24 protein-coding genes are annotated in these 22,409 nt (G+C 63.7%); 14 read left to right on the forward strand and 10 right to left on the reverse strand.

What is annotated here, in order from left to right; genetic code table 11:
• Nucleotides 1-59 precede the first annotated feature (59 nt).
• Nucleotides 60-668: a TetR/AcrR family transcriptional regulator gene (locus JHC99_RS00425; protein ID WP_292151494.1), complete on the forward strand. Its 609-nt coding sequence runs from the start codon at nucleotides 60-62 to the stop codon at nucleotides 666-668.
• Nucleotides 665-1,609 carry an oxygenase MpaB family protein gene (locus tag JHC99_RS00430; RefSeq protein WP_292151495.1) on the forward strand — a complete coding sequence of 315 codons (945 nt, stop codon included), beginning with the start codon at nucleotides 665-667 and terminating at the stop codon, nucleotides 1,607-1,609. The genes JHC99_RS00425 and JHC99_RS00430 overlap by 4 nt, the downstream gene beginning before the upstream one ends.
• Here JHC99_RS00430 and JHC99_RS00435 read toward each other — a convergent pair.
• The 7 genes from JHC99_RS00435 to JHC99_RS00465 form a co-directional block, all read right to left on the reverse strand.
• Complete coding sequence (locus tag JHC99_RS00435) at nucleotides 1,598-2,128, reverse strand: hypothetical protein (protein ID WP_292151496.1); 531 nt, start codon at nucleotides 2,126-2,128, stop codon at nucleotides 1,598-1,600. The genes JHC99_RS00430 and JHC99_RS00435 overlap by 12 nt on opposite strands.
• A complete protein-coding gene (locus JHC99_RS00440; protein WP_292151497.1) occupies nucleotides 2,115-3,071 on the reverse strand; it encodes an alpha/beta hydrolase in 957 nt (318 codons plus the stop codon). The genes JHC99_RS00435 and JHC99_RS00440 overlap by 14 nt, the downstream gene beginning before the upstream one ends.
• Entirely contained in the window at nucleotides 3,072-3,851 is a 780-nt protein-coding gene (locus tag JHC99_RS00445) for a coniferyl-alcohol dehydrogenase (RefSeq protein ID WP_292151498.1), read from the reverse strand.
• A gap of 7 nt (nucleotides 3,852-3,858) precedes the next feature.
• On the reverse strand, nucleotides 3,859-4,089 hold the full coding sequence (locus JHC99_RS00450) for a biotin/lipoyl-containing protein (protein WP_292151499.1): 231 nt from the start codon (nucleotides 4,087-4,089) through the stop codon (nucleotides 3,859-3,861).
• Between the two features lie 16 nt (nucleotides 4,090-4,105).
• On the reverse strand, nucleotides 4,106-5,116 hold the full coding sequence (locus tag JHC99_RS00455; protein ID WP_292151500.1) for an alpha-ketoacid dehydrogenase subunit beta: 1,011 nt from the start codon (nucleotides 5,114-5,116) through the stop codon (nucleotides 4,106-4,108).
• Nucleotides 5,116-6,129, reverse strand: coding sequence for a thiamine pyrophosphate-dependent dehydrogenase E1 component subunit alpha (locus JHC99_RS00460; RefSeq protein WP_292151501.1), 1,014 nt, complete (start codon nucleotides 6,127-6,129; stop codon nucleotides 5,116-5,118). Before JHC99_RS00460 ends, JHC99_RS00455 begins: the two co-directional genes overlap by 1 nt.
• A gap of 116 nt (nucleotides 6,130-6,245) precedes the next feature.
• The gene (locus JHC99_RS00465; protein WP_292151502.1) at nucleotides 6,246-7,022 is read right to left on the reverse strand and encodes a thioesterase family protein; all 777 of its coding nucleotides are present in this window, start codon (nucleotides 7,020-7,022) and stop codon (nucleotides 6,246-6,248) included.
• Between the two features lie 185 nt (nucleotides 7,023-7,207).
• Here JHC99_RS00465 and JHC99_RS00470 point away from each other — a divergent pair, with 185 nt between their 5' ends.
• A complete protein-coding gene (locus JHC99_RS00470; protein ID WP_292151503.1) occupies nucleotides 7,208-8,395 on the forward strand; it encodes an FAD-dependent oxidoreductase in 1,188 nt (395 codons plus the stop codon).
• A gap of 13 nt (nucleotides 8,396-8,408) precedes the next feature.
• Here JHC99_RS00470 and JHC99_RS00475 read toward each other — a convergent pair whose 3' ends face one another.
• Entirely contained in the window at nucleotides 8,409-9,581 is a 1,173-nt protein-coding gene (locus JHC99_RS00475; RefSeq protein ID WP_292151504.1) for a thiolase family protein, read from the reverse strand.
• A gap of 228 nt (nucleotides 9,582-9,809) precedes the next feature.
• On the opposite strand from JHC99_RS00475, the gene JHC99_RS00480 reads away from it, so the two are divergent.
• The 9 genes from JHC99_RS00480 to JHC99_RS00520 all read left to right on the forward strand — a co-directional run bounded on the left by JHC99_RS00480 (nucleotide 9,810) and on the right by JHC99_RS00520 (nucleotide 18,721).
• Entirely contained in the window at nucleotides 9,810-10,601 is a 792-nt protein-coding gene (locus JHC99_RS00480) for a hypothetical protein (RefSeq protein ID WP_292151505.1), read from the forward strand.
• A 73-nt stretch (nucleotides 10,602-10,674) separates the two neighbouring features.
• Nucleotides 10,675-11,415, forward strand: a complete 741-nt coding sequence (locus tag JHC99_RS00485; protein ID WP_292151506.1) for an SDR family oxidoreductase — start codon at nucleotides 10,675-10,677, stop codon at nucleotides 11,413-11,415.
• Nucleotides 11,416-11,459: 44 nt separating this feature from the next.
• Nucleotides 11,460-12,926 carry an aldehyde dehydrogenase family protein gene (locus tag JHC99_RS00490; protein WP_292151507.1) on the forward strand — a complete coding sequence of 489 codons (1,467 nt, stop codon included), beginning with the start codon at nucleotides 11,460-11,462 and terminating at the stop codon, nucleotides 12,924-12,926.
• Between the two features lie 127 nt (nucleotides 12,927-13,053).
• Complete coding sequence (locus JHC99_RS00495; protein ID WP_292151508.1) at nucleotides 13,054-13,716, forward strand: TetR/AcrR family transcriptional regulator; 663 nt, start codon at nucleotides 13,054-13,056, stop codon at nucleotides 13,714-13,716.
• Nucleotides 13,717-13,850: 134 nt separating this feature from the next.
• Nucleotides 13,851-14,363: a CoA transferase gene (locus JHC99_RS00500; RefSeq protein ID WP_292151509.1), complete on the forward strand. Its 513-nt coding sequence runs from the start codon at nucleotides 13,851-13,853 to the stop codon at nucleotides 14,361-14,363.
• Nucleotides 14,359-15,480 carry a CaiB/BaiF CoA-transferase family protein gene (locus tag JHC99_RS00505; RefSeq protein ID WP_292151563.1) on the forward strand — a complete coding sequence of 374 codons (1,122 nt, stop codon included), beginning with the start codon at nucleotides 14,359-14,361 and terminating at the stop codon, nucleotides 15,478-15,480. The genes JHC99_RS00500 and JHC99_RS00505 overlap by 5 nt, the downstream gene beginning before the upstream one ends.
• A 21-nt stretch (nucleotides 15,481-15,501) precedes the next feature.
• Nucleotides 15,502-15,792, forward strand: coding sequence for a hypothetical protein (locus JHC99_RS00510; protein ID WP_292151510.1), 291 nt, complete (start codon nucleotides 15,502-15,504; stop codon nucleotides 15,790-15,792).
• A gap of 6 nt (nucleotides 15,793-15,798) precedes the next feature.
• A complete protein-coding gene (locus tag JHC99_RS00515; protein WP_292151511.1) occupies nucleotides 15,799-17,292 on the forward strand; it encodes an AMP-binding protein in 1,494 nt (497 codons plus the stop codon).
• A 1-nt stretch (nucleotide 17,293) separates the two neighbouring features.
• The gene (locus JHC99_RS00520; RefSeq protein ID WP_292151512.1) at nucleotides 17,294-18,721 is read left to right on the forward strand and encodes an amidohydrolase family protein; all 1,428 of its coding nucleotides are present in this window, start codon (nucleotides 17,294-17,296) and stop codon (nucleotides 18,719-18,721) included.
• Here JHC99_RS00520 and JHC99_RS00525 read toward each other — a convergent pair.
• A complete protein-coding gene (locus JHC99_RS00525; RefSeq protein WP_292151513.1) occupies nucleotides 18,617-19,594 on the reverse strand; it encodes an enoyl-CoA hydratase/isomerase family protein in 978 nt (325 codons plus the stop codon). The genes JHC99_RS00520 and JHC99_RS00525 overlap by 105 nt on opposite strands.
• Nucleotides 19,595-19,667: 73 nt before the next feature.
• Between JHC99_RS00525 and JHC99_RS00530 the strand changes: the two genes are divergently transcribed.
• Complete coding sequence (locus JHC99_RS00530) at nucleotides 19,668-20,996, forward strand: CoA transferase (protein ID WP_292151514.1); 1,329 nt, start codon at nucleotides 19,668-19,670, stop codon at nucleotides 20,994-20,996.
• Nucleotides 20,997-21,008: 12 nt separating this feature from the next.
• Here the strand turns inward: JHC99_RS00530 and JHC99_RS00535 are convergent, their stop codons facing one another.
• A complete protein-coding gene (locus JHC99_RS00535) occupies nucleotides 21,009-21,788 on the reverse strand; it encodes an SDR family oxidoreductase (protein ID WP_292151515.1) in 780 nt (259 codons plus the stop codon).
• Nucleotides 21,789-21,987: 199 nt separating this feature from the next.
• Here JHC99_RS00535 and JHC99_RS00540 point away from each other — a divergent pair, with 199 nt between their 5' ends.
• Nucleotides 21,988-22,371, forward strand: coding sequence for a nuclear transport factor 2 family protein (locus JHC99_RS00540; RefSeq protein ID WP_292151516.1), 384 nt, complete (start codon nucleotides 21,988-21,990; stop codon nucleotides 22,369-22,371).
• Nucleotides 22,372-22,409: the final 38 nt, after the last annotated feature.

The following is a 22,409-nucleotide window of genomic DNA, read 5'->3' on the forward strand; positions in this document are numbered from 1 at the left end:
CGATCATTGTACATAGCGTCCGATCTAGCTAGTCTGGCACTATGTCGGATGCAAGGCCCTTGTCCCTTCGCGACTCCCATCGCGCCCATACGCGCGCTCGGATCCAGGATGCTGCGCGCGAGACCTTCTTCGGCCGCGGCTATCATGAGGCGACAATCGACGAGATCGCCCAGGCGGCTGGCGTCTCCCGCTCGACGCTCTATCTCTATTTCCCGGACAAGCCTGATATGCTCACCCATATCGCCAAGGCTTACGGTGACGCCCTGTGCAAGGTCGTCGAGAGACTGCCGAGCCCGAACCCGTCACGAGCCGAGATCGGCGTCTGGGTCGGCGAACTCGCCCGTTACATTGCCGACGACAGGACACCGGCAATCCTCATTACTCACCTTTCAGAACGCGTCGATGCGCCCATGGCCGTGAGCCAGATCGGTGAACGATTGATCGACGCCTTGGCAGCACGGCTGCCGGCCTTTGCGGCGGCTCTGGACAACAGCGGCGCACACGACCTTGCGCGGGCCTGGGCCCTGGTCGTGATGCGTGATCTCGGCTGGGCCTGTCTGCAGGCTGCCCGGGACGACGGGAAGGGACTGGGTGCGTCCCTGCTGATCGTGGCGGCTGATCTGCTCGAGCATTTCATCAAGAAGAACGACGAATGGGGGACGACATGAATCGCCAGGATAAGCGCTGGTTGGGCGAGCCGGATCGCTACGCACGGCTGAGGAAGATCGAGTCGCTGGATGTAGAGACCGATTATCGGGAGATCACGCTCCTGTTCTACGGCGACTTTCAGTCCGCCATGATGGCCAAGGCCTTCAACGGGTTCCTGATGACCTATTCGGGTCCACGGATATCGAAGGTGCTGCACGCATCCGGGGAGTTGGAGAAGCGCGTCGCCAAGCGGGTGATCGACACGACCATCCTGGCCAGCAAGGTCCTGACGGAAGGCTTCGTGGGGGAGGGGCGCGATGCCGCCCGTCGCGTGAACGCCATGCACAAACAATACGATATCGAGACGGATGATTTTCTGGCCGTGGGGATCGAGGAGGTGGTCGGCTCGATCGAACTGGCCGAACGCTACGGCTGGCGCCCGGTCACGGACAAGGAACGTGAAGCCGTCCTTCGGTACTACAGCCACCAGACCCGGGCGTTTGGATCTCCAAAGCCGCTTCCGCCGACCTACGCCGAGGCGCAGGCCTTCTTCTCCCACTATCTCGACACTGAAACCCGCTACGAACCGCGCAACGAGGAACTCGCCAAGGTCTTCATCAAGTTCAACCGCTCCTTGATGCCGTTATGGTTGCGTCCGATGATCGGGCCCTTGCTTTCGGCGCAGCTGGACCCCCGTGTGGCCCGAGCCTGCGGCATCAAGCCGGGGTCCAAATTCATGAAGAGTCTTGCCGACGTCTTGCTCAAACGCGCTGCGGCCGCTGATCCTGTCCCAGACGGTACGCCGAGCCAGCATGAGGCCTTGATCCGAACCGTATACCCGAACGGGTACAAGGTCTCCGAGGTGGGCACCCACGTGAAGCCCCCCAAGCCACAGCCATCACCGTCTCTCGCCGCCGGTGGTCAGACAGGGGCTCATCCCACGCAGGCCTCAGTCGCCTGAACTTTCGAATCCAGAAGGCGGTCTCGCAGCCTGCCAAGCTTGACGATTTGTCGAAATGGTCACGGCGGCTTTCTTATAGAAAGCCTCGCCCTTCGACAGGTTGACGAAGTTGAACGCCTGCTCGTGTCGGAACTCCAGCACCTCCACGCCATCGGGCCCGGGCGTGTAGGTATAGGGTGTGTTTGCCGGCACGAAAAAGCTGTCGCGCGGTCCCAACTCCTCCGTCCCGATTCTGAGGCTGCCGGCGACGATATGATACAGGCAGTCGGAGTCGTGGCTGTGCAGAGCCAGCGGATAGCTCGCCTTGAGCCAGGCGTGGGTCAGCGCGAAGCCGGGCTTGTCGACCAGCACCGTGGTTTCGTCGCCGTCAAGATAACCGACGGCGACAAGGCACTTCATTCCCGCCCGTTGAACATCGGTCGTCGGCGCGATGGACATTCGGCCCGTGTCCATAAGGCCCGGTGCATCCTTGGCGCGGTAGATTGCGAAGCCGGACTTGGGGGTCTCAGTGTCGCTCATGGCTTCCTCCTGCTGCCGTCTCTGGCTGGTCCAGAGTCTTTTCCAGCCAGGCCTGTGCGCTCTTGATGAAGTCTTGCGCGATCGCGGTGTCATAGGCCCAGGACTCGAAGCCGTGGGGCGCGCCGGGAATGGTGTCGATCACGACGTCGATGCCCGCCGCCCGAAGTCGGTCGGCATAGGCGCGGTTCTCGTCCAGAAACAGATCGAGATCCCCGACGCCGATCCAGGCGGGCGGCAGGGCTTCCAGTCCGCTGCGCCGGGCCGGCGACGCATAGTCGGGCATGTCTCGCCCTCCGGGTTCGGCCGCCAGATAGGCAGACCAGCCTAAGGCGTTCTGCCGATTGTTCCAGACAAAATTCCGGGCAGCATCCAGGTCACGCCGTGCGGCCGTTCGGTCGTCCAGCATGGGGCTGAACAGCCACTGCGCGGCTGCACTGGGGCCGTCATTGTCATTGATGCGCTGGACCAAACTCGCGGCCAGCCCGCCGCCGGCGCTCTGGCCGCCCACCGCCACCAGGTTCGGATCTATGCCCAGATCGGACGCATGATCCTGCACCCACCGCCAGGCGTCGAAACAGTCGTCGAGCGGGGCAGGGAAGGGGTGTTTGGGAGCGAGGCGATAGCTGGCCGCAATCACGGGGATTCCCAGTTTTCGAGCCGTCGCGCCGCAAAGCCGATCATCGAGGACCGGGCGTCCAATGATGTATCCGCCACCGTGAATCCACAGCAGGGCGCCCTTCGATTTTCGGACGAGGGGGATGTGAACCCTCAACCCGCGCGCGGCGCCGGCGACCCCGCGCATCTCGACGCCTTCGGTGGCGATGGCCGGAATCAGACCGATCGCGGCGTTGATCGCCCATCGTCCGAGCGCGCTGTTGAACGGTGTGGGAGGCACCTTGCGCAGCGGCCCTTGGAGTTCGGCTGCGACCCTGCCGAGTTCCATCTAGTCCCCCAACATCATGCCGGCGGCCCAGCCGCCATCCACGGCGAGGTCAACACCGTTGATGTAGGCTGCTGCATCGCTGGCCAGCATCAAGAGTGGCCATGCCTGCTCGACCGGCGTCGAGCGTCGGCCGATCGGTTGAGCGACGGCGTCGATCACTTCACCTGGCACCCTGGTCTCGATATCGACCAGCATCGGGGTCTGGACCGCGCCGGGGCTGGTCGCGTTGATGCGGATACCGCGCCGGATCAGCGATTGAGACTGCTGGAGCGTCCAGACGATGAGGGCTTCCTTGGAAAAGGCGTAGCCGTTGGGTATCGCGAGCCTGTGCGTATCGAACCAGGAGACCCCTTCGGCGAACGAGACCGTATCGACAAACGCGAGCAGGTCGGATCGGCGATTTCGCCACCGAGCGCCGCCGTTCGAGGAAACATTCACGATCGCGCTTCCGACGCTCATGTGATCGACAAGTTTCTGGGTCAGATACCGGGTGCCCAGGAAGTTTACGCGCACAATCTCGGCGGCGGGTCTTGTCGGTGACATCCCGGCGCAGTTGAAGAGTGCGTCCAGCCGACCTTCAAATCCCAGCGTATCGATTGACACGGGGGCGCCGAGATCGACCTTGCTGAAAGCCGCGAGCGATAGGTCCGACGGGTGCAGATCGATTCCGTGAACCTCTGCGCCGGCCTGGACCAGCAGCGATGCGGTGGCGTGACCGATCCCCGACGCGCATCCCGTGACGACGACCCGCTTGCCTGCGAAGCCGAGCGGATCGACCATGGGTGTCCTACTCGATCGTGCCGATGACGGCGCCGACGTCGTAGGTCGTGCCTGCGACGCCCGTGATCCGAAGCGTGCCCGAGGCCGGCGCCTCAACTTCGTTGACCGACTTGTCGCTCTCGATCGAGTAGAGCGGCTGGCCTTCAGTGATGCTTGCGCCGTCGTCTGCAAGCCATTCGCTGAGGACGCCCTCCGTCATCGAGAAGCCGATCTTGGGCAGGATAATGTCGAATGCCATGGTTCTGTACCTGTGGTCAGGAAACGGCCAAGGCCGCGGGAGTATTCGCGCCGAGAGTGGCGCGGGCGGCGTCGGCGATATCCTTGACCGACACGATGAACAGCTGTTCGAGGCCAGGCGAGAAAGGCACCGACGTATAGGGGGCGCCGAGTCGTTTCACCGGTGCCTTCAGTTCGCCGAACAACTCCTCCTGCAAGGTGGCGGCGATCTCGGCACCGACACCGAACTGGCGGACGGCTTCGTGTGCGATCACGGCGCGACCGGTCTTGCGGACCGAGGCGATGACGGTCTCGCGGTCCCATGGCGAGATGGTCCGCAGATCGATAAGTTCGACCGAGACACCATCCGCCTCCAGCTCCTTGGCCGCAGCCTCGGCGCGCATGAAAATTTCGGAGTAGCTGATGATGGTGACGTCGCGGCCTTCCTGGGCGATCCGGGCCTTGCCGAGCGGGATCGGCCCCTGGTCGGCTGGAACCTCACAGGCATTGCCGTAGGCACGCGAGCATTCGATGAACATACAGGGGTCGGGATCGGCGATGCAGGACAGCATCAGTCCTTTGGCGTCGGCGGCATTCGACGGGGCAACAACCTTGATCCCCGCCGTGTGGGCGAACCAGGCCTCCAGGAAGTCGCTGTGCTGGGCGGCGGCCGCGATGCCGGCGCCTGTCATCATGCGGATCACGATCGGAACCGTCGTCTGGCCACCTGACATGAACCGCAGCTTGGCGGCGTGGTTTACGATCATGTCCATGGCCACGGTCGTGAAGTTCATCAGCATGATCTCGGCGACCGGCTTGTAGCCGTTGATCGCCGCGCCGATGGCCGCGCCCATGATCGCCTGTTCGGCGATGGGGGTGGATCGGACACGAGCGTCGCCGAAGCGGGCGGACAGGCCGCGCGTAATGCCGACAACCCCTCCGCCTTCACGGTCGGCCACGTCCTCGCCCAGGACGATGACCTTGGGATCCGCCTCCATGGATTCCGCGATGGCCTCGTTGATGGCCTGGATGATGTTGATCTTGGGCATCAGGCGGCCTCGGTTTCAGCAGCGAAAACGTCGCGGGTCAGTTCGTCGGCGGACGGCAGGTCGCTAGCGAGGGCATACTGGATGGCCTCCTCGATCTGTTTGGCCAGATCAGCCTCAAGGTCGGCGAGTTGCGCTTCGGTCGCCACGCCGTCGGCGATCAGGCGAGCTCGGAAGGCGGGGACCGGATCCTTGGCGATCGCGTCTGCCTTCTCTTCCTTGGTCATGTAGAAATCGTCGTCGCCGAAGACGTGACCGAAGAAGCGAAAGGTCATCGCCTCGATCAGGGTCGGTCCATCGCCGTCGCGGGCACGGTTGATCGCTTCATTGGCGGCCGCATACATGGCGAACGGGTCGTTTCCGTCCACCGTGACGCCGGGCATGTTGTACCCCACGGCGCGCTTGGAAATCTGGTCGACCGAGGTAGCGTTCTCGTAGCGGGTGTGTTCGCCGAACCGGTTGTTCTGGCAGACAAAGACGACTGGCAGTTTCCACAGCGAAGCCAGGTTCAGGCTTTCGTGGAAGGCCCCGATATTGGAGGCACCGTCGCCGAAATATGCGATAACGACCCGACGCGTTCCATCAAGTTTGTGGGCCCAGGCCAGGCCGTTGGCGATCGGCATCGATGAGCCGACGATGCCGGTCGTCAGGATAGCGCCGGACGCAGGATGGGTGATGTGCATCGGGCCGCCCTTGCCCTTGCAGGTGCCGGTGACCCGCCCGGCCACCTCGGCCCACAGGTCCTTGAGCGGGACGCCCTTGGCCAGCATGTCGTGGATCCCACGATAGATGGTGCAGATCTGATCCTCATTGGTGAGGTTCACGGACACGGCGGACGGGATGACCTCCTGACCCCGCGGGGAATAATAGGGCATCATCAGTCGGCCCGAACGCACGACCTTCCGGGAGGCCTCGTCGTTCTGCATGATGAGGGACATCCGCCGGTAGATTTCGATCTGAGTGGCGGCGTCCGGAACGGCTGCGTTCACGCCCTCGCCTTGCCCTGTCGTGGCCATCGATGCCGTCTTTCTGTGCTGGGTGGCGCAGACCTCGCGCCCCGGCCGGACTTGGCATCGCCTGCTCGCCAACAGCAAGGCGCGCCGAAGTGATTTCGCCCCGGCGATACCGCGTTTCAGCGCCGGTCGAGAAACACGGTCTGGTGCGCCATGCCGATCATGCCGTCCTGATCACCAAGCCGACTGTGCACCACTCCGATTCCGTTTCCCGCGCTCTCGCTGCGTGTGTCGATCAGCAGCCACGGCCCCCTTGGAATCCGCGTAAGGTGGATTGAAACGTCGACGTTGGCGTAGGTCCAATCCTTCGACGAGACGAGGGGCCCAACGCCGGAACCATAGTCCGAAACCATCGCGACGCCTTCCAGCGCGCTCAAGGGGCAACCGGAGACCACGGAGACCTTTGGCTTGACCCACCATGCGCCGGGACCGGGATCAGGAAAGCCGCCGTGAATGCGCACGGTCGTCGCGAAATTGGAGTCGTGAGTGATCCCCACGCTCTCGGAAAGGTCAGGGAACGGGTGGGATGGCACCGGCTCAGCCACAGGAGACGGGGCCGTTCTGACCCTCAGCGCAGACGCCCTGACCCAGGTCCGATCTCCCAGGGACAGTTCGACTTCGAGCACCTGCATTCGCTTACCTTCTCGAACAATGCGGACAGCGGGTGTAAGGGGCGCGAGCGGCACGGCACCGAGAATATCGATCGTCAGCCGGGCAGGGGACATGGCGGCGGGAGCGGGGATCGTGTCGAGGACGTGGGCTGCAAGCCCAGCGAGCGCGACACCCATCTGGGCATTCGGGTTCCAGACGCTAACGCCCAGACCTGTTGGCGCAAAGCCGTCGCCGAGTCGGGTATAAAAGCTGTCGCTCACGGTTGATCCTCGTGCATCGGTCAAAGAACGACCTCGACGTGCCCAGCGCGCGGCGAGTGCAGTCGCTTGGGGTGAACTAGCAGGCATTGGGACACTGGCGGCAAACGCCCCGGCGATACTGAACGCCGCGATGGCCCGGTTGTTTGACAGCTCTTCTTTCGGGCCACTACGCCTCGCCATCCGATGAACCAAGGGCTCGAAGTTTGACCATGAAATCCATCGCGATCGTCGGCGCATCACTTGCCGGATTGAATGCCGCGGAGACCCTGCGACGGGAGGGTTTTGCCGGGCGGTTGGTCATCTTCGGCGATGAACCGTACTTTCCCTACGACCGGCCACCTCTCTCAAAGGAGATCGCGCGCGGAGACTGGCCGCCGGAAAAGACCGCGCTTCCGATTGACGCCTTGCTGGACGATGCGGAATGGAAACTGGGCTGTGCTGTGACCGGACTTGACGCGGCATCGCGCACCCTGACCTACGGTGAGGGTCAATCGGAGTCGTTCGACGGCATCGTCATCGCGACAGGCGCCTCGCCACGGCGGCTTCCCGGGACCGACATCAAGGGTGTGCATGTGGTGCGAACCCTGGATGACGCCATCGCCTTGCGAGACGACCTGGCGCGACCTGGCTGTCGTGTCGTCGTGGTTGGTGCCGGTTTCGTAGGCCAGGAGGCAGCGGCCTCGGCGCGTAAGCTGGAACTTTCGGTGACCATGATCGAGGCGGTTGCTCCGGCGGCGCATGTCCTGGGCGCGGAAATCGGGGTCATAATCGGCGACATGCACCGTCGCCATGGTGTCGATGTGCGCCTGGGGGTTGCTGCGGCGGCCTTTGAGGGCGTCGAGCGGCTGGAGCACGTCCACCTCAGCGACGGGTCTGTCGTCGCGGCGGACGTCGCCATTCTTGGCATCGGGGTCACGCCTAACACGGGTTGGCTGGAGGGCTCAGGACTGACGATCGATAATGGCGTGGTTTGCGATGAAACCTGTCTCGCCGCGCCAGGGATCGTTGCGGCCGGGGATATCGCGCGTTGGCCGAACCGCCGCTATGGCGAGCTTCGCAGGGTCGAGCACTGGGACAATGCCGTTCGTCAGGCGGAGCACGCAGCGAAACGTCTCTTGGCTGACGGGGGCGGTCTCAATCCCGGGCCCTACATGCCTGTGCCCTGGTTCTGGTCGGATCAGTACGGCCTGAAAATGCAACTGGTCGGCTCGCCCGTGGCCCACGATGAAGTCCGGATCGTGTTCGGTTCGGGCGAAGAGGAGAGGTTCGTCGCGCTGTATCGACGCGGCGACCGGCTCGTTGCGGCCTTGGGGCTGGCAGCCACGGGCAAGCTGCTCAAATTCCGGCGCATGCTGGAGAACGATCCCTCGTGGGAAGAGGCCCTGGCGGCGGTGTAAACAGGCGAGGCGCTCAAACCTCGATCAGCACCGCCCCGGCCTGACCGCCGCCGGCGCACATGGCGGCGACCCCCAGCCCACCCCCACGACGCGTCAATTCGTTGGCCAGGGTCGTGAGCATCCGTCCGCCGGAGGCGGAGATCGGGTGTCCGATCGAGCACCCGCTTCCCGAGACGTTCACCGTCTCCTCGTCAAGGTTCATCGTGCGACAGGCCGCGAGCGGTACGGCAGCGAAGGCTTCGTTGATTTCCCATAGCCGGATGTCTCCGGTAGAGAGACCGGCGCGCGTCAACAGCTTGCGCGTAACATCAGGGACCGAAACGCCCGTGCGGGCAGGGTCGATCCCGATCGACGTCCAGCCGCGAATCGTCGCCAGAATTTCCCGACCCTCGGCGCGCGCGATCTCGTCGCTGGTAACGACCATGGCGGCGGCGGCGTCGTTGAGACCGCTCGAATTGCCCGCGGTGATCGAAAAGCCCTCGATCTCGGGGTGAAGCACGGCCAGCGAGGCCAACTTTTCGAGGGAGCCGCCGCGCCGCGGATGCTCGTCCACCTTGAACTCGACCTCCTGGCCCTCAGCGTTCCGGACGCGGACGGGGACGATCTCGTCCAGGAACCGACCCTCATCGATCGCTGCGATGGCGCGGGCGTGAGACCGGAAAGCCCAGGCGTCCATCTCCTCTCGCGTGAGGCCCACTTCCTTGGCGGCGTTCCATCCCACCGTAATGGACATGTCGCGATTGGGCGCCTCAGCGCTGTCGGGATGGGTCGGCGGAATCCACCAGTCATTCCATTCCCCCGTGACAGGGTCACGTTGCTGCATACGCGGCGACATGGACATGGCGTTGACCCCGCCCGCCACGATGATCCGTTCCATACCCGCCAGAATCGCGCCAGCAGCCACGCCCACGGCGCTGAGGCCACCCGCACAGTGGCGGTTTACGGCCATGCCGGCAGCCTGGAACATGCCCAGCTCCACGGCCGCATGCCGCGCGACGGCTCCACCGCCGGCCATCGACTCGGCGAGAACGACATCATCGACATCCTTGGGGTCGAAGCCAGACCGTTCGACCGCTGCGCGGACGACGATCGCGGCGAGCGCTTCCGCCGACGTGCTGGCGAGCGAACCCTTGCGGGCGGTTCCAACGGCGGTGCGGACCGCACTCACAATCACGGCGGACGACATTTCACGCTCTCCAGATGGACGCCGTTGTCATGCACGACGCGCTCAACCAGATAACCGCTCGGCAGGGCAGCGCGAGAGTGTTGACCTCAGTCATCGCCGGGGCGGTTGCGACGTGGCCCGTAACACCACACGGGCGATATCTCGGGCGGTTGCAGTCTCTCCGGATTGCGTGCCGATCTGCAGTGCGTAAAGCCAGCCCGACGCTGCCTAATGACAGGAGTGGGGGACATGACCCTCTACACGACGCTCCATCTTCACAATGTTCCCGAGGACAAGACCGGAGCCTATGCAGATTGGTTCGATGGTCCGCACCGTGACGCCCTGGGGCGGTTGAAGGGCTTTGCCGGGGCAGATCGCTATGAAGTCACTGAGGCCCAGATCATGCCTGATGCCGTTCAGTGCTGGCGATATCTGAGTGTCTATGATTTCGAGGTCAGTGACCCGAAGCTCCAGATTCCCGCGCTCGGTCCATTGCTCGCGGAGGCTCGCGACGCCGGACTGGTCTCAGCAGATGGCGCGGAGCGACTTCACACATTCCAACTGTTCGGCGACTGGAAAATCGGCCCGAACTGGCAGCGCGACAAGCCTTTGTCGGGCGTCAGCATCATCCTGGGCAACTATGTTCCTGGACGATTCGACGAATACCAGACCTGGTATGAGAACGTGCACAGCGTCGAGGTGATCAATGTACCGGGCCATGTCGGCATGAAGCGCGGCGTCCTGTCTGATATTCAGGTCGAGCCGCGCAGCTACTGTCCCGGCGACCAGCTCGTGATGACGGCTCAGCAGACCGACGATCTGATTTTCACCGTCACCGACTTCGGCATGCGCGCGTTGGGTAAATCCCCCAGCGGCGTCGCCATGGAGCCGCGCTCAAAAGCCGGCTCGGTCGCGCGGACGGTTCACTATTTTAGAAAGATCAGCGGCACGGAGTTCTGGCCCGGAGGCGTGGCCTATGCCGGCGATCTCTCCGTCTACCCGGAGGCAACGCGCGGGCAGTCGGCATCGCCGTGGCGATAGCGGATGGGTGTCGCGCGCACGGCTATCCGCGTCGTGGCAGGATCGAACGACAGGCAAGGATGCAGGAGCAGACATGACGGGGAAGGTTATCGTGATAACGGGCGCCAACGGCGGCCTGGGGCGGGCTCTGGCGCAACGATTTGCCGACGACGGCGAGACAGTCTTCATGCTGGCGCGGTCGCTCGAAAAGGTCAGCGAAGTCGCCAGAGACGTTGGAGGCAAAACGCTTCCGATCGCCTGTGATGTCACCTCTCCGGATTCTGTGCGCGCAGCCTTTGCCGAGATCGCGCGATCGCACCCTAAGCTCGACGTCCTCATCAACAATGCCGCGATCTTCAATCCTTTCCTGATCGAGGAGGCCACGGACGACCAGATCATGGGAGCGGTTCTGACAAATTTCGCAGGCCCGGTGCTCTGTTGCCGGTCTGCCATCCCCATGCTGGATCGCGGTGGTCAGATCATCAATCTGAGCTCGGAATCCGTCGAGCATCCCGTCCCGCATCTGCTGATGTACCAGTCCACGAAGTCCGCGATCGAGCGATTCAGCAAGGATCTGCACAGCGAACTCGAAGACCGAAATATCCGTGTGAGCATCGTGCGTGCCGGCGCGATGGTTGGACCAGGCAGTTCCGCGACCATGGAGCCCGAGGCTGCGATGCGTTTCCTGACCGCAGCCGCCAAGAAGGGCATCGACTTCATGACCCGACCGGTTTCGCAATACGCCTCCACGGTTCACCTTTTCCGGACGATCGTCGACCTTCCGGCGGACCTCCACATTGGCCTCATGGCCTATCAGGCTCGCCCGGCCGACTGACCCCATTCGACCCGGCGCAAACACACAGGATTGAGGATCAGGCGATGACGACGTTCACTGAAGGCAAGCTCTACATCGACGGCCGGCTGAGGGACGCAGCGGGCGGTGCGACCTATGAGGACATCGATCCCTGGACCGGACAGGTGTTCGGGCATGCTGCTGACGCCTCGGCCGAGGACATGGAAGAAGCGATCGCTGCTGCGCGTCGGGCCTTTGACGACACCGATTGGTCGACGAACCACGCCCTGCGTCGCGAGATGGTCGTCAAACTGGGCGAGCGACTGCAGGCCAATCGGGACAGGCTCGTTCCGATCGCGCAGCACGAGCTGGGGTCAGCCCTGGGCGCGGCCCTGGGACCGCAGGTCGATGGGCCGCTCTCCTACTGGAATGAGCTCATCACGATGTTCGATGCCTTCGAGTGGGAGAAGAGCATGGGCCAGCGGGTCAGCTACGGGGTCACCAACGACCGCATCGTGGTGCGAGAGCCGGTCGGTGTCGTCGGCGCGATCACGCCCTGGAACGTGCCCTTCTACATTGCCGTCGGCAAAGTTGTCCCAGCGCTTCTGGCGGGGTGCACAGTGATCCTCAAGGCCGCGCCTGAGACGCCGCTGATCAATGCCTTGATGGGCGAACTCGCCCATGAGGCAGGTTTCCCGGCGGGCGTGTTCAATGTGGTGACGGCGAAGGACCCGGTCCTCACCGGTGAAATGCTGGTGACCGACAAGCGGGTCGACCTCATTTCATTCACCGGCTCGACCGGCGTGGGCAAGCGGATCATGGAGAAGGGCGCAGCGACGCTGAAGCGGGTTTTCCTCGAACTCGGCGGAAAGTCTGCGAACATTCTCCTCGACGACACGCCGGATTTCGCGACGGCTGTCGCGCATTCGATCGTCTGCTTCCATGCCGGGCAGGGGTGTGCGATCAGTACGCGCTTGTTGGTGCCGCGCAGCCGCTACGAAGAAGCCGTGGCCGTGCTGGAACACACCTATGCGGCCTATGCCGGGGTATGGGGCAAGATCGACGACCCGACCAATGTCATGGGTCCGGTGATCTCGGCGCGTCAGCGCGACCGGGTCATGGGTTACATCGACACGGGCAAGGCAGAGGGCGCGCGGTTGATCGCGGGCGGCAATGTTGCGACCGACAAGGGCGACGGCTATTTCATCGAACCCACCTGTTTCGTCGATGTGACGTCGGACATGACAATTGCCCGTGAAGAGATCTTTGGACCGGTCCTGGTCGTCATCCCGTTCGAGGACGACGATGACGCGGTCAGGATCGCCAACGACAGCGACTACGGCCTGTCCGGGGGCGTGCAATCGGCTGACCGTGAGCGGGCGATGAAGGTCGCACGCCGTATGCGGACCGGAACGATTGGCGTGAACGGCGGAAGCTGGAGTTCGCCCGATATGCCGTTCGGCGGCTACAAGCAGAGCGGTGTCGGGAGAGAGTGGGGTCTGGAAGGTTTTGAGGAATACCTTGAAACCAAATCCATCGGGATCGCTGCCTGACGATGGTCGTGCGTTTTGCCCATTTCGGAGCCGCCAGGAGAGGCGGCAATGGGCTGCGACGCCCTGGAGAGGTGGCGACATGACCCGCCCTTCTGCTCGGGCACAGGCAGGGACCTCCCCCCAGGTGGTGACCTACAACCTCGTCGGTCAACGTCTGGGCCGTAAAGGCCAGGAAACCCGCGAGCGGGTCATCAGCGCCATGCTGACCCTTCTGGACGACCCGGAAGGCCCGCCGGTGACACTGACGGCGGTGGCCAAGGAAGCGTCCGTCGGAATGACGACGCTCTACCTTTACTTTCCGGCGATGGGCGACCTGCTTCTCGCAGTGCTCCGATGCGTGATGGACACTGCGGGCGATGCCTTCATGAAGCTGGTACGCGATTACTGGCGAGACGAAACTCTCACAGAAGACTGTCTAGCGTTTCATCGGGCCCATTATCTGTTCTGGAATCGTCATGCGCGATTACTCAGAATGCGGAATAGTTTCGCTGATGATTGTGATCTCGCGGTTCTGAGTTACAGATCGCAGGCGACACGACCGCTTCTGGATGCGCTGACGCGACAAATGGGCTGCGATCTCGCCGATGGGGACACCCTTTGCGCCCATCTGGCGACCGTCGTCCTCACTGGCCTTGAACGTGTTGCGACGGTCGTCACGACCCCACATTTCCACATCACCTCGCCGGCCCACGGAACCAGTGCGGAAGAGGTCTACATTGATAATCTCATCACCGCGCAATCGCGGTTGACTGAAATCGCTATACGGGACCAGCGTCGCAACAGTCGCTGATCGACCGGCCCGGCATCGCCGCCGCGATTACGTCAGCACGACCCGCCACACCGCTATGACGGACACGGGCGTCCCGTTACCTTCCGCTTCGTCGCACGGGAATGCACTGAGCGCGGCGCAATGGGACGGCACAGATGACACAAGTAATGAAGGGCGTACGGGTCCTCGAGGTAGCGCAATTCACCTTCGTCCCCGCAGCGGGGGCTGTCCTGGCGGATTGGGGTGCCGACGTCATCAAGATTGAACATCCGGTCCGCGGTGACACTCAGCGCGGCTTCGTCAACATGGGTGGGGTCAAGGTGGACCCCTTGCGCAACATGCTTGTTGAGCATCCCAACCGTGGCAAGCGCAGCGTTGGCATCGACATCTCCACCGAAGAAGGCCGACAGCTGATCTACGAGATCGCCGCGACGGCGGATGTTTTCTTGACCAACTACCTGCCGTCCGTGAGGCAGAAACTGGGCTTCGACGTCGAGCAGATTCGGGCCGCCAATCCGAACATCATCTATGCGCGCGGCTCGGCTTACGGCGACAAGGGCCCTGAGCGAACGGCGGGCGGGTTCGACAACACCGCCTTCTGGACCCGGGGCGGTCTGGCCTACACAATGACGCCGGAGGAACTGGGGTGCCGACGTCATCAAGATTGAACATCCGGTCCGCGGTGACACTCAGCGCGGCTTCGTCAACATGGGTGGGGTCAAGGTGGACCCCTTGCGCAACATGCTTGTTGAGCATCCCAACCGTGGCAAGCGCAGCGTTGGCATCGACATCTCCACCGAAGAAGGCCGACAGCTGATCTACGAGATCGCCGCGACGGCGGATGTTTTCTTGACCAACTACCTGCCGTCCGTGAGGCAGAAACTGGGCTTCGACGTCGAGCAGATTCGGGCCGCCAATCCGAACATCATCTATGCGCGCGGCTCGGCTTACGGCGACAAGGGCCCTGAGCGAACGGCGGGCGGGTTCGACAACACCGCCTTCTGGACCCGGGGCGGTCTGGCCTACACAATGACGCCGGAGGAACTGGGAGGCGCCTTCATGCAGCCGATCGCCGCCTTCGGTGACTCCATTGGCGGGATGAACATCGCAGGCGGTATCGCCGCCGCCCTGTTTCACCGTGCTCGAACCGGCGAGGCGATCGAGGTGGATGTCTCGCTGCTCAGCACCAGCTGGTGGGCCAGCGGCGCCGCCGTCGACCAGGCGATCGAAACAGGCACGGCACCGCGCACCCGTATGCCGATGTCCGGCGGAATTCCGGGCAACCCCTTCCTCGGCAACTACGCGACATCCGACGGCGGGGTGATCAACCTGTGCACCTTGACGCCCGGACCCTATGCAAGGGATCTGTTCGCCCACATGGGCATTCCGGAAGCCGCGGACGACTCGCGTTTCTCGGACGCTCACAAGATCATGGAAAACCATCAGGCCGCCAGCGACCTGATCGCCGCCGCCTTCCTGGCAAAGCCTTTCGCCTACTGGCGCGAGAAGCTGAAGACCTTCACGGGGCAGTGGGCTCCGGTGCAGAGTCTGCTGGATCTGGCGCAGGATTATCAGGCGATTGCCAACGACATGCTCATCGAAGTCGAGGCTGTCGACGGCGGAGCGCCGATCAAGCTGGTGCGCAATCCCGTTCAGTTCAATCACCAGCCGGTCGAGACCACCCGGGCACCTCAGGCCTCGGAGCACACCGAGCCTTTCCTGATGGAGCTCGGGCTCGACTGGGATAGGATCGAAAGCCTGAAGGCCGCCAAGGCCATCGCCTGACCGTTAGCAAGGAAGAGTGACATGAAAGCTGGAACCAAGCTGAAGAGCGCCGTCTGCGATACCGAGGTCATGGTGATCAAGGCTGTGTCGAACGGTGTCGCCGAATGCGGTGGGGCGGCAATGGTCGCTGAGCGCGGAGTCTCGAGCGAACTTGATGCCGCCTTCTCCTCAGGCACGATCATGGGCAAGCGCTATGTTGATGATTCCGGTACCGTCGAACTGCTTTGCATCAAGCCGGGAAAAGGTTCGCTGGCGCTGAATGGCGTCGCTCTCAAGGTCAAGGACGCCAAGCCCTTGCCCTCTTCGGACTGATCCTCAGTGGATATCTCGCTTCTGCTGAAAATGGCTGCGGATACCGAGCCGGATCGGATCGGTCTGACCTGCGATGGCCGATCCTGGAGCTATGGCGAGCTCTGGAACGCGGCGACCGGCGCAGCCGCCGCGATTGCCGCAAGTGGTTGCGAGCAGGTCGCCTTGCTCGACACCGGTAGCGAAGCCGCCCCGATTGCGCTGTTCGGTGCCGCGCTTGCCGGCGTGCCCTACTGCCCCCTGAACTATCGCCTGGCGGACGCGGACCTCGCGGCTCTCCTTGCTCGGATCGAGCCGGCGTTTGTGGTCGGCGATACCTCGCGGGTAGGCGCACTCATGTCCGGAACGGGGAACCAGCTTCTGACTCGGGTGGAGTTTGTGGCGCGGGCCGAGGCTATGGCGGAGCCGGATCGTGAGACGGGCGAAGGGGAGGGGGTTGCCGTGCAACTCTTCACCAGCGGAACTACTGCGGCTCCCAAGGCCGCGATCCTGAGGCACGCAAACCTTGTCTCTTACATCCTTGGCACGGTCGAGTTCGGGGCGGCGGATGAGAGCGAGGCCGCATTGGTCAGCGTGCCACCCTACCATATCGCAGGCATTGCGGCCCTGTTGAGCTCCATCTATGCGATGCGTCGGATCGTTCTACTGCCGGCCTTCGAGCCCAAAGCCTGGACCCAGCTCTGCGGCGCCGAACGGGTGACCAACGCCTTTGTCGTCCCCACAATGCTGTCGCGGGTTGTGGAAGGTCTCGACGATGAACAGGCCAGGAATCTGCTCTCGTTGCGTTCTATCGCCTACGGCGGGGGGCGCATGCCGCTGGAACTCGTCGCGCGGGCGCTGGAGCTGTTCCCGTCCTGCGGCTTTACCAACGCTTATGGCCTGACCGAGACGAGTTCCACGGTGGCCCTGCTGGGCCCCGAAGAGCATCGCCTGGCGCACGCCTCCGACGATCCGGCCGTCCGCGCGAGGCTCGGGTCCGTAGGCCGACCACTGCCGAGCATCGAGCTTGAGATCCGCGACGAGGAGGGCGCGGTGCTTCCTGCCGGAGTGCCTGGCGAGATATATGTTCGCGGAGAACAGGTGTCCGGCGAGTACCGCGAACGCTCTGCCCTGGATACGCAAGGCTGGTTCCCGACCCGAGACGCCGGCTATCTCGACGCCGACGGCTATCTGTTCCTTTCGGGGCGCGCGGACGACGTGATCGTAAGGGGTGGCGAGAACATATCGCCTGGCGAAATCGAGGACGTGCTCTTGTCGCACCCGGACATCGCGGATGTCGCTGCAGTCGGCGTCCCTTCGGCCGAATGGGGAGAGGCCGTGGCCACCGCGATCGTCGTCAGGGGAACCGCACCTTCCCATGATGATATCAAGGCCCTGGTCCGTGGACGCCTGCGTTCGTCACGCGTGCCCGAGCAGATATTGATCGTCGATGCCCTGCCGTACAATGAGATGGGAAAGTTGCTGCGCCGAGACGTGCGCAAGCTGTTCGGCGAGAGCCGGTAGATTGACCCCGGCGCTGCTTATCCGCGGCGCGACCCTGCTTGACGGCCGATCTGTGGACGTGCGGATCGCCGGTGAGCTGATTGTGGAAATTGGGTCGGGCTTGGACGGCGCCGACGCCAGGGTCATCGAGGCTGGAGCCGGCCTGCTGATTCCCGGATTGCACGACCATCACGTCCATGTTGCTGCAACGGCCGCTGCTCGAACCTCCGTCAAATGTGGTCCCCCCGACGTCGTCGACCGGGAAGGCCTCGCGCGGTGTCTGTCGACGCCTGGGATCGGCTGGCTGCGTGGTGTCGGCTATCACGAAAGTGTCGCGGGCATGCTTGACCGCGTCTGGCTCGATCAGGTGGCTCCGGAGCGCCCGGTGCGAATCCAGCATCGGTCCGGACGGATGTGGTTCTTGAACACGGCGGCGCTCGAAACTCTTCTGGTACCCAGTGTTCCTCTGCCTTCTGGCCTGGACCGGGTCACCGGCAGGCTCTTCGACGAAGACGCCTGGATGCAGCAAGTCATGGCCGCCAATATGCCTGCCTTCGATGAAGTCGGGGCTGAGTGGTCCCGTCTTGGCGTCACGGGCATCACGGAAATGAGCCCGGCCAACGACGATCGTGTAGCGTCTCATTTTATTGCGGAGCGTGAGAGGGGAGCGCTACTTCAGTCGGTCGTCCTTGCGGGGCAGGCTTCGCTCGGGGCCGAGGGTATGAGTCGGGCGCTCAAGCTGGGGCCGGTCAAGATTCATCTTCATGAAGCCGACATGCCTGATTTCGATACGGTGGTGTCCATGATGCGCAAGGCCCACGCCAAGGGACGGACTGTCGCCGTTCACTGCGTCTCGGAACTCGAACTGGTCTTTACTCTGGCAGCATTGCGCGAGGCAGGGGCCGAGCCCGGAGATCGGATCGAGCATGCCTCGATCTGTCCGGATCATCTGCTGCAGGATATCGCCGACCAGGGGCTGTCTGTCGTGGCGCAACCGAACTTCGTGTCCGAACGCGGGGACGCCTATCGCCAGTCCATTGCGCCAGAGGAATGGTCTGCCCTCTATCGCCTGCAGAGTTTCGCCTCGGCGGGCGTCACACTGGCCGGGGGCACCGACGTTCCCTTCGGCGATCCTGATCCATGGGCCGCGATGGCAGCCGCGGTATCGCGCCGGACACTCTCTGGTCACGTGATCGGGGCCTGCGAGGCGATGAGTCCGGAACAGGCGCTAGGTCTTTTCACGGCGGACCCCGTGGACCTTCGCCGACAACGGTCCGTCGAGGTGGGCTGCGCCGCCAGCCTTTGCCTCTTGAGCCGGCCATGGAGCGAAGTGCGTAACGCGCTATCAGCCGCCGATGTCAGGGCCACGGTGATCGAGGGCAGGGTCATCTACAATCGCGTCGATCAGGCCCCAGTCCAGGGCGCTTCGGGCGTCGATGCGTCTACCTGACAGCATCATCAGGGCTGCGCGCTGACGTCCAATTCGTCTTGGTACGGAAACGCAGCCTCCCGCGCCCGGCAAGATGCCCATGCCCAGTTCCGGAAGCTGAAACCAGGCGTCGGAGGAGGCGGTCACTCGACCGGCGAAGGCCGCGAATTCGAGACTGGCTCCTATGCAGGCGCCTCGGACATGAACCTCATAGATCGACGCTCGCGGCAGGATTGCGCGCGCCGGTAGAGTTCGGCTTCGGATAAAATGCGCGCGGGGAGGATCGTCGGTGGTTCCGAACTCGCTCAGGTCCGCGCCGACTCCAAAACAACGCCCGGTCGCGGTGATGCGCACAATGTGAATCGAAGGATCGAGGTTCGCGAGCGAACAGGCGTCGAACAGGGCATCGCGAAGGCTGCGGTCGATCGCATTGCGCGCACCCGGCCGGTCGACTGCGATGTTGAGTACATCGCCATCGCGCTCGGTCAGTACCCGTCCCTCGCTCATGGGGTTTGCCGAGGAGTGGACTTTCAACCAGTTGCGGTGCTCCCAACCAGACTGCAGTGCCGCGAAGGCAAGGGATTCGCAGGTCAGGGCTCTCGACGGCTCCATCCCGGCGGTTGCCCGGAGAAGATCAATAAGGACCCAAGCGGCCAGAGGGGACTTTCTGATCGCCGTTTCTAGACTGACGAGGGTGAGGTCAGTTTCGATCTGGATGTCGGCCTGTTCAGCCAAGGGATGGAGCGGTGAACCTACGGCGATCACAGGTATCGGCGGCAGTGGATCGAGTGGCACCGCGCCCGGCCATGTCGTAAGGTCGACCACTACAAAAGGGCGGTCGTCGTGGCGCCAGTCGGCGTTCAGCATCCACGGTTCCAGCCGGTGGTAGGTCATGGTCTCTGCTTGGAAGGTTCGGACTGCTCCGGCAAGCCTTGGCAGGTGCATCAATGGTGGTCTATCGATCGTGATGCGCGCCGCCGAGCTTTCTCTGGCCTTGCCCCGAAACGACGGCAGCCTCGCCGTTTCGGTTGCGCGCCGGCTGCTTGAGCCGCTTGGCCCAGTCGATCTTCCGGCCTGGGAAGCCGATCATCCGGCTCTGGCCTGGCGCCGCAGCGGTTTGCTGGAGCTAACCGGCCGGCCTGGTGGGCCAGGCCTGGTTGCGCCGATCCCCCTGACGTCATTGGCGGATGGGCTGGTTCTGGCTCTCGGGGCTTTGGCGCCGTACGCCGACCTGCCTCGCAACGGCGCGGCCCTCCTCGGCGAACGGGCCAGGCGTCTGGGGCTGCGCCGAAGGGGTCAGGTGTCGGCCAACGGGTCGGCGCGCTTGTTGAAAACGCTCGATGGCCATTTGGCGCTGAACCTGGTAAGGATGGAAGACTGGGAGTCGCTACCGGCCCTACTTGGCGGCACCGCTTCGGAATGGTGCGCGGTCGCCGATCTAGTCGCTAGGCAACCGACGGCAGACCTCGTGGCTCAAGGGCACCTTCTTGGCATGGCGATCGCGCCCGAAGGCCGCCCGCCAAGCCCAGCGCGTCCTTTTTCCATCCAGCCGCCGCTTGGGGCCGCTACAATTCGGTCGCGCCGCCCGCTGGTCGTTGACCTTTCGGCGCTCTGGGCTGGGCCGCTGGCGGCGTCCTTGCTGGGCGCTATGGGAGCCCGGGTGGTGAAGATCGAAAGTCTCAGCCGACCGGATGGGGCACGCGGTGGCGATCCCTACTTCTACGATCTCCTCAACGGCGGGAAGGCCAGCGTGGCGCTCGATTTCAAGGATCCGGAAGGGGTCGGGCGGCTCCGTGCCCTGATCGACGCCGCAGACATCGTGATCGAAAGCACTCGGCCCCGGGCCCTTGAGCAACTGGGTATCGACGCCGCTTCAGTGGCCCGGCGCGGCGCGACATGGGTGTCGGTAACAGCATACGGCCGAACTGGGGTGACCGCGAATCTGATTGGGTTTGGTGATGATACGGCAGTCGCCGGCGGGGCCTCGGCGGCGATGCGGCGTGGCTGGGGTGAAAGTCTCTTCGTCGGAGACGCCATCGCCGATCCTCTGACCGGACTGGCTGCCGCCTTCGCCGCCTGGGCGTCCTGGCTCGGCGGAGGGGGCCGACTGGTTGATATCGCCTTGGCTGACGTCATCGCTTACGCAAGCGGTCTAGGCGAAGTTTCGGGCAGCGAGCTCAGCGCTTGGCAGGCTTTCGCTGAGGCGGATAAGGGACCCCTTTATAGCCTGCGCCAACCGCTAGGCATTGCGAGTCCCTTGGGCGCGGATACGGTCTCGCTATTATCCGAACTTTAAGCCGTCAATCCGTCAGCGTGCGGCGAAACGCAGCCCGCCGTCGAGGCGGATGGTCTCTGCATTGAAATAGCCGTTACGCAGCAATTCCAGAGCCAGGCTCGCGAACTCTGCGGGATCGCCGAGCCGCTTGGGGAAGGCGACGGTCGCCGACATCGCGTCCTTCGCCTCCTGAGGCGTTGGGCCCATGGCGGGGGTATCGAAGATGCCGGGCAGGATCGTGTTGATGCGAATCCCGAACCGCGAAAGATCGCGCGCGATCGGCAGGGTCATGCCGATGATAGCGGCCTTGCCTGCGGCATAGGCCGCCTGACCCTGCTGGCCGTCCTCGGCAGCCACCGACGCTGTGCAGACAATCGCGCCACGTTCGCCGTCGACCGGCTCAAGCGTCGCCGCGCCGGCGGCGAACCGTGTGACGGTGGCGAACGTCCCGACCGCATTGAGGGTCAAGGCCCAAGCGAAGGCGGCGGTCGGGAAGACGATGAACTCACCGGTCGCCTTGTCCTTTTTGATCGTGCCATGCGCGTTACCGCCGCCCGCGCAGGCGACCAGCAACCGCTCCTGGCCATTCGCGGCCCGGGCCTTGGCGAAGGCAGCGTCGAGGCTTTCATCCGACAAGACGTCGACCTGGCAATAGAGCGACCCTGTCTCTGCGGCAGCCCGTTCGCCGGCCTCGGGGTTCAGGTCAAAGATCGCAACCTTCGCGCCTGCCGCGCGCAAGGCCTTGACGCTCGCAAGGCCCAGACCGGATGCACCGCCGGTGACAATCGCCGATACGCTGGAGTCGATCTTCATATCCGTCTGTCCCTCGGGCAAAGCTGGCCTGATGTGTTGCTGCGCATTGAACCTCCGACAAGCAGCGGAGGGTGTTGAAGCCTCCGATATCGCGGGGGCGTTCGCGTCGCCAATCGTCCCGGCGATGCCGTCGGCCCTGTCTTCGCCGCAGAACCGAAGACGTGCATCGTAATGGCGCGGGCTCGCGACGAGAGGACTCTTGGATATGCAGGACGACGGACGGGTTATTGAGGACGCCTACGGCGCGATGCAGCGCGGAGACCTTGTGGCGGCTCGCGCCTGTTTCGCGCCCCAAGCGTTAGTTTGGCACAATTTTGATCGCGTCGATCGGAGTCTGGATGAAACGATGGGCGATTGGGGGGCGATGATCACGGCCTTCCCTGAGCGTGGCCTTGAACAGGTCTCACGGGCGCGAACCGATGCCGGTTGGTTCGTCCAGCAACATCTTTTTGTGGTTCGTGATTCCAACGGATTGCGGCGCGCATGGCCCATCTGTCTGATTGTTCGGCTCGAAGGAAAACGGATCGTTCGCATCGAAGAGTATGTCGACAGGGCCGGTAGCTTCGAGCTGAAGACCGACTGACCGACGCGGCATCCTCGTGGCAGTTGTAACCAACCTTG

Source organism: Brevundimonas sp. (assembly GCF_016463485.1).
Lineage (GTDB): Bacteria > Pseudomonadota > Alphaproteobacteria > Caulobacterales > Caulobacteraceae > Brevundimonas.

What these genes read in the sequence shown, in the direction of transcription:
- JHC99_RS00490 (WP_292151507.1), top strand. Translation starts at nt 11,460, where the DNA reads ATGACGACGTTCACTGAAGGCAAGCTCTACATCGACGGCCGGCTGAGG.
- JHC99_RS00500 (WP_292151509.1), top strand. Translation starts at nt 13,851, where the DNA reads ATGACACAAGTAATGAAGGGCGTACGGGTCCTCGAGGTAGCGCAATTC.
- JHC99_RS00535 (WP_292151515.1), bottom strand. Translation starts at nt 21,788, where the DNA reads ATGAAGATCGACTCCAGCGTATCGGCGATTGTCACCGGCGGTGCATCC.
- JHC99_RS00525 (WP_292151513.1), bottom strand. Translation starts at nt 19,594, where the DNA reads ATGACCTACCACCGGCTGGAACCGTGGATGCTGAACGCCGACTGGCGC.
- JHC99_RS00430 (WP_292151495.1), top strand. Translation starts at nt 665, where the DNA reads ATGAATCGCCAGGATAAGCGCTGGTTGGGCGAGCCGGATCGCTACGCA.
- JHC99_RS00435 (WP_292151496.1), bottom strand. Translation starts at nt 2,128, where the DNA reads ATGAGCGACACTGAGACCCCCAAGTCCGGCTTCGCAATCTACCGCGCC.
- JHC99_RS00470 (WP_292151503.1), top strand. Translation starts at nt 7,208, where the DNA reads ATGAAATCCATCGCGATCGTCGGCGCATCACTTGCCGGATTGAATGCC.
- JHC99_RS00510 (WP_292151510.1), top strand. Translation starts at nt 15,502, where the DNA reads ATGAAAGCTGGAACCAAGCTGAAGAGCGCCGTCTGCGATACCGAGGTC.
- JHC99_RS00485 (WP_292151506.1), top strand. Translation starts at nt 10,675, where the DNA reads ATGACGGGGAAGGTTATCGTGATAACGGGCGCCAACGGCGGCCTGGGG.
- JHC99_RS00475 (WP_292151504.1), bottom strand. Translation starts at nt 9,581, where the DNA reads ATGTCGTCCGCCGTGATTGTGAGTGCGGTCCGCACCGCCGTTGGAACC.
- JHC99_RS00460 (WP_292151501.1), bottom strand. Translation starts at nt 6,129, where the DNA reads ATGGCCACGACAGGGCAAGGCGAGGGCGTGAACGCAGCCGTTCCGGAC.
- JHC99_RS00450 (WP_292151499.1), bottom strand. Translation starts at nt 4,089, where the DNA reads ATGGCATTCGACATTATCCTGCCCAAGATCGGCTTCTCGATGACGGAG.
- JHC99_RS00455 (WP_292151500.1), bottom strand. Translation starts at nt 5,116, where the DNA reads ATGCCCAAGATCAACATCATCCAGGCCATCAACGAGGCCATCGCGGAA.
- JHC99_RS00480 (WP_292151505.1), top strand. Translation starts at nt 9,810, where the DNA reads ATGACCCTCTACACGACGCTCCATCTTCACAATGTTCCCGAGGACAAG.
- JHC99_RS00445 (WP_292151498.1), bottom strand. Translation starts at nt 3,851, where the DNA reads ATGGTCGATCCGCTCGGCTTCGCAGGCAAGCGGGTCGTCGTCACGGGA.
- JHC99_RS00440 (WP_292151497.1), bottom strand. Translation starts at nt 3,071, where the DNA reads ATGGAACTCGGCAGGGTCGCAGCCGAACTCCAAGGGCCGCTGCGCAAG.
- JHC99_RS00530 (WP_292151514.1), top strand. Translation starts at nt 19,668, where the DNA reads ATGCGCGCCGCCGAGCTTTCTCTGGCCTTGCCCCGAAACGACGGCAGC.